Origin of the sequence: Mycoplasma sp. HU2014 (genome assembly GCF_001199495.1) — a bacterium.
Lineage (GTDB): Bacteria > Bacillota_I > Bacilli_A > Mycoplasmatales > Mycoplasmataceae > Mycoplasma.
Genome location: NZ_LFYS01000036.1, coordinates 1 through 5,162, shown reverse-complemented (window position 1 = coordinate 5,162; position 5,162 = coordinate 1). Strand labels below are relative to the sequence as shown.

Sequence of the window (5,162 nt, the reverse complement as noted above, 5' to 3'; positions counted from 1 at the left end):
CCTGAAGGACCACAAGGAGATAAAGGACCTACTGGGCCTGAAGGACCACAAGGAGATAAAGGACCTACTGGACCTATAGGACCACAAGGAGATAAAGGACCTAATGGGCCTGAAGGACCACAAGGAGATAAAGGACCTACTGGACCTGAAGGACCACAAGGAGATAAAGGACCTACTGGACCTGAAGGACCACAAGGAGATAAAGGACCTACTGGACCTGAAGGACCACAAGGAGATAAAGGACCTACTGGACCTGAAGGACCACAAGGAGATAAAGGACCTACTGGACCTATAGGACCACAAGGAGATAAAGGACCACAAGGAGATAAAGGACCTACTGGACCTGAAGGACCACAAGGAGATAAAGGACCTACTGTTATTACTGAAGATGAAGAAAAGTTATAACACTCTCTTGGTAATTCTTAACAAGAACCTCTTTTAGAATAAAATAAACTCACTTAAAAAATGAAAATAATAACTCTAACACCATATTAAATTTATGGATTAGAGTTTTTTGTTTTTAAAAATATGAATTCAAAATTGACAAAATAAAAACTTTTACACATTTGTTAAAATTAACAAACATATAAAAGTTCTTATACATAAGAATTACAATTTAGTCAATGCAGGATTATTTGCAGCAACCATTGTATTACCATGAGCTTTATTTTCAAAAGCAATTTGAAGTTGATTACCAATTACTTTTAAAACAATTCCTTTACCAAATAAAATATGATTAACCATATCTCCAACTTTAAAATCAACAAATTGAGTAGGGTTGATTATTGGAGAAATTCGTTTTGAATGAAAATCTTGTTTTTGATAATTTAAACTATTTATAAATTGTGATTCAAACTCATAATGTTCTTTATTTAATTCATAAATAAACTTACTTGGTAGCAATTCAGATTTCATAATATAAGAATATTCACCTTTAACATAAGTAATAAACAACTGTTCTTCAGCTCTTGTTAAAGCAACATAAAAAGTTCTTCTTTCTTCTTCTAGTTCTGATTGAACATTACTTGAAAGTTTTGAAGGAATAACTCCTTGATTAATTCCTACAACAAACACAATTTTATTTTCTAAACCTTTAGCAGCGTGAACCGTTAATAAATGAACTTTATCTTCTAAAACTTGCTGATCAGCATCTCCTATAAGTGATTCTTCTTGTAAAAAAGCGATTAGTTTATTTTCTTCTAAATAATATTCATAATCAAAATCTTGTTCAAAATTTCTTAATTGATCATATAAAGCATTAATGTTTGCGATGTTATCTTCATCTTTTAATACTTTCAATTTTTCTTCATATCCAGTTTTATTTAATAAATATCTTAAAATTGTTTCAACAGAATCATTGTTTAAAAACATTTGGTTAGCATTTTTTAAAGTTTCACCTAATGAATCTAATTGCTTAGTAATTAAATATAGATCTGTTTTATCTTCATTTACTAATAAATCATAAATAGAAATATTTTTTTGTTCACATAAATCAACTATTTTTTTAATTGTTACAGATCCAACTTTAGGAATTAAGCCTAAAACTCTTTCACTTGAAATATTATCTTTAATAGAAATCATTTTTAAAAATGCCATAGCATCTTTAATTACTTTTCTTTCTCTAAACTTAATTCCACCAATTAATTGGAAAGGTATTTTTTGATTATAAAACTCTTTTTCAAATTCTTGAGATCAAGCATTAATTCTATATAGAATAAAAAAGTCTTTATATTTGTATCCTTGTTTTACTAATTCTTTTATTTGCTTTGCAACATATCTTGCTTCATCTTCACGAGATTGAGCTTCTTTTACAATAACCTTTTTTCCGGAATTATTATTTGTAAAAACTTCTTTTTCTTCTCTATTTTTATTATTTTTAATTAAAGCATTTGAAATGTTTACTATTTGTTTAGTAGAACGATAGTTTTGGTTAAGTTTTATAGTTATTGCATTAGCATAAGTTTTTGAAAAGTTTAAAATAATATCAACTTTTGCACCACGTCATGAATATATTGTTTGATCAGGATCACCAACGACAGTTAAATGATTAGTATCTTTTGTTAAAAATTTAATTAGCTCAAATTGAATTTCGTTAGTATCTTGAAACTCATCAACCATTACATAGTCATATGCATTTCTTCATTTTTCTAAAACATCAACATTTTGTTTAAATAACTTGTAAACATAAATTTGTAGATCATCAAAATCTAAACTATTAGATTCTTTTAATTTTTGCTCATATAATTTATAAACTACAGCAAAATTTCTTTCCATAGGATTAAAAGCGTTTTCTAATGCTTCATTAGGAGTGTATAAGCTTTCTTTTCATTCTTTAATTTTATATAAAATCTTTTTATCAAAAATCTTTTTTTGTTCTTCAGTTAAAACTAAATTTGATTCTTTAACAGATTTTTTAATAATCGATCTTTGATCATCTGAATCTATAATAGAAAAGTTTTTTTCTAATCCTATATTAGTTCCATCACTTCTTAAAACTCTACAACATCAAGAATGAAAAGTTGAAATAAAAGGACTTTTTGAATTATCTTGAATAATATCTAAAACTCTTTCTTTCATTTCATTAGCTGCTTTATTTGTAAAAGTAACCGCTAAAATTCTAGAAGCTTTAATGTTGGCTTTTTCAATTAGATAAGCAACTTTAGCAGTAATAACTCTTGTTTTACCACTACCTGCAGCAGCAATAATTCTAACTGGTTTATCAGTAGTTATTACAGCTGATAATTGTTGAGGATTTAAAGAATCTAATATATTATTTATGCTCATCTTTTTTCTCACTTTCTATTAGTTTTTGTTGATCTTGATTTTCTAATTTCAATGTCTTGATATCTTGTTTTTTTAAGTTGATAGATTTATCATAATTAATTTGTTCTTCATTTCTAATTTCATCTATAAAATCGATATCGAAATTACCCGGTTGATCTGATAACGAAATGTGTTTTTCATCTCTTTTTAACATTTTATTAAAATCATGTTTTTCTATTTTTTGTTGTTGTTTTTTATCAACTACAATAAGTTTTAATTTTATATCAATATTTGCTTGATGAAGTTTTTGAAACTTAATTGAAATAGCAATAGCTAATCACCAAAAGAAAATAATAATTAAACCAAATTGATAAATTATAGCTGATATAAAAATTCTAAATTTATTATCATTACTAATATTTGTAGGAAGAATTAAAGCGAATATACTTGTTGAAATCATACCAATTATAAATGGAATAAATATAAAAACTAATTCTCTTAAAAAGATATCTTTAAAACTAATTGGTTTTTTTTCTAAACTAATTAATTGAAGTTTAAATATTTTTTTAGATAATGATTGACCTTTTAAAGTTCAAGATAAAACTACAAAATATAAAAACATTCATATTAAAGAAATTAAATATCTCGCTAATAAAATCACAACATCTCCTGGTTGTGATTTTCACAATAAGTCTATTAAAATCATAGGAATTGAACCTATTATCAAATCAAAAAGTCTAGCAAAAAGTAGTTTTCAAACACTAGCTAGACTAAATTGAATGTCTTCTAATTTTTTATTTTTATCAGTGTATTCAACTAATGAATATTTTTTATTTTCCATATCTTTTAATTATTTTAATTTGTTTAATTCTGAATCAACGTATTCATTGAATTTGTGAACTCTTTCTGTGAATGTCGGATCTGAATTTTGTAAAAATATTTTATTAACTCTAATAAATTTATCAATCTTATCTTTTTTAGCTTTTCACTTACATTTATTTAAAACATTTCTATATAAAACATCATCATCAAATAATCTAACTAAATTTATGAAGTTATAACATAATTCATAATAATAAGCATAATGTAATTCATCAGCTATTTGTTTATATTCACCTATTGATCTGAAATAATTCATAATGTGCGGTCATTGGTTAATAATATCAAATGCTGAGTATCTCATAACTAATACTTTATGTTTAGTTAATACTTTATCTGTTGCAAAGAAAGTTTTAGAATGTTTTAAAAACTCAAATGTGAATAAACTATCGAAACGAACTTTTGGTCTGAAACTAATTCTATTTTCTTTACATATTTGTGTTTTAAAAGCTTTAGAATAAATAATTCTTCTTATGTAAGCAAAAACTTCTTTTTCATTTTCAAGATCATATAACCTATTTGTTTGTAATAATGTTTTAGTAGAAGTTTCTTCTAATAAACCGTAATATTCTAAATCAAATTGAATCATATCTGGGTTATGTTCATTTGAAATTTTTTCTATTTCATCAACGAAATTTTCAAAAATATCGTCTCCTTCTTTAACAAAAACCATATATTTTCCACTAGCTAATAATTTTGAAATATTTCAATGTTGAGTTGTATCTTGAACCTTGTTGTTTTCACTTATGATAATGTTTTGATTTTGTTCAAATAACTCATTTAAATATTCTTTTTTTTCAGCATCTACTTTTGAATCAAATAGAATAATAATTTCAAAAGACTTGTTTTTTTGATTAAGTATGGAACCTACAGTTTTTTTTAATCTTTCTAAGTCAGATTGTGAGCTTATAACAAATGATACTTGCATTTTTTAACACCAACCTTTTATATTCAATATATATATTTTACACCATTATCAACAGCAATTATATTAGTTTGGTTTTATCTGGAATATCAAACAAAATGATACCTTACCAATTATATGTTTTGGATCCAAAACATATAATTGGTAAAGGAGGTTAGAATGTTTACTATTTTAGACAATAAGTCATATGCAGAAATTAAAAAATGTATATTAGATATCTTTGCAAAGGATCCTAAAAGATCATGTTTATCAATAGCAAAGCAATTTAATAAATCTGTTTCTACTATAAAAAGATATAAGAAAGAATATCTTGATTTTATAAATACCGGAAAGGAGATAATACTTTCTCATAAAAATGTAAATAACAAGAATGCGCAAAAATATAGTGATGAAACAATATACAACTTGGGTGAAGTTTATCAAGGAGAAATGAAAATAACAGGAGGAGAGAACAATAACAGTAGTTGTTCATTTTTGACGTTGAAAAATTATCATAGTTGTTTAAAAGAAAAATTTGGTTATAAGATTTCATATTCTAATTTAGATAAAAGATTAATAAAACAGGGTTTTGCTAGTGCATACTGTAAGAGAAAAA

General features: G+C 25.3%; 4 protein-coding genes and 1 pseudogene. 2 read left to right on the top strand and 3 right to left on the bottom strand.

The genetic code is table 4. The features are described 5' to 3' along the window. Positions 1-405 (top strand): annotated as a pseudogene (locus AB668_RS02050) (hypothetical protein); the annotation flags it as partial. A gap of 204 nt (positions 406-609) precedes the next feature. On the opposite strand, the gene AB668_RS02045 reads toward AB668_RS02050, so the two are convergent. The 3 genes from AB668_RS02045 to AB668_RS02035 are packed head-to-tail and all read right to left on the bottom strand — an operon-like array spanning position 610 to position 4,570. Beyond that, the gene (locus AB668_RS02045; RefSeq protein ID WP_050517408.1) at positions 610-2,784 is read right to left on the bottom strand and encodes an ATP-dependent helicase; all 2,175 of its coding nucleotides are present in this window, start codon (positions 2,782-2,784) and stop codon (positions 610-612) included. Then, on the bottom strand, positions 2,771-3,604 hold the full coding sequence (locus tag AB668_RS02040; protein ID WP_050517407.1) for an RDD family protein: 834 nt from the start codon (positions 3,602-3,604) through the stop codon (positions 2,771-2,773). The genes AB668_RS02045 and AB668_RS02040 overlap by 14 nt, the downstream gene beginning before the upstream one ends. Before the next feature lie 9 nt (positions 3,605-3,613). Continuing rightward, the gene (locus AB668_RS02035) at positions 3,614-4,570 is read right to left on the bottom strand and encodes a glycosyltransferase family A protein (protein ID WP_050517406.1); all 957 of its coding nucleotides are present in this window, start codon (positions 4,568-4,570) and stop codon (positions 3,614-3,616) included. Between the two features lie 156 nt (positions 4,571-4,726). Between AB668_RS02035 and AB668_RS02030 the strand changes: the two genes are divergently transcribed. Next, positions 4,727-5,162, top strand: a 436-nt coding sequence (locus AB668_RS02030) for a hypothetical protein (protein WP_050517309.1), incomplete at its 3' end; no start/stop codon positions are given.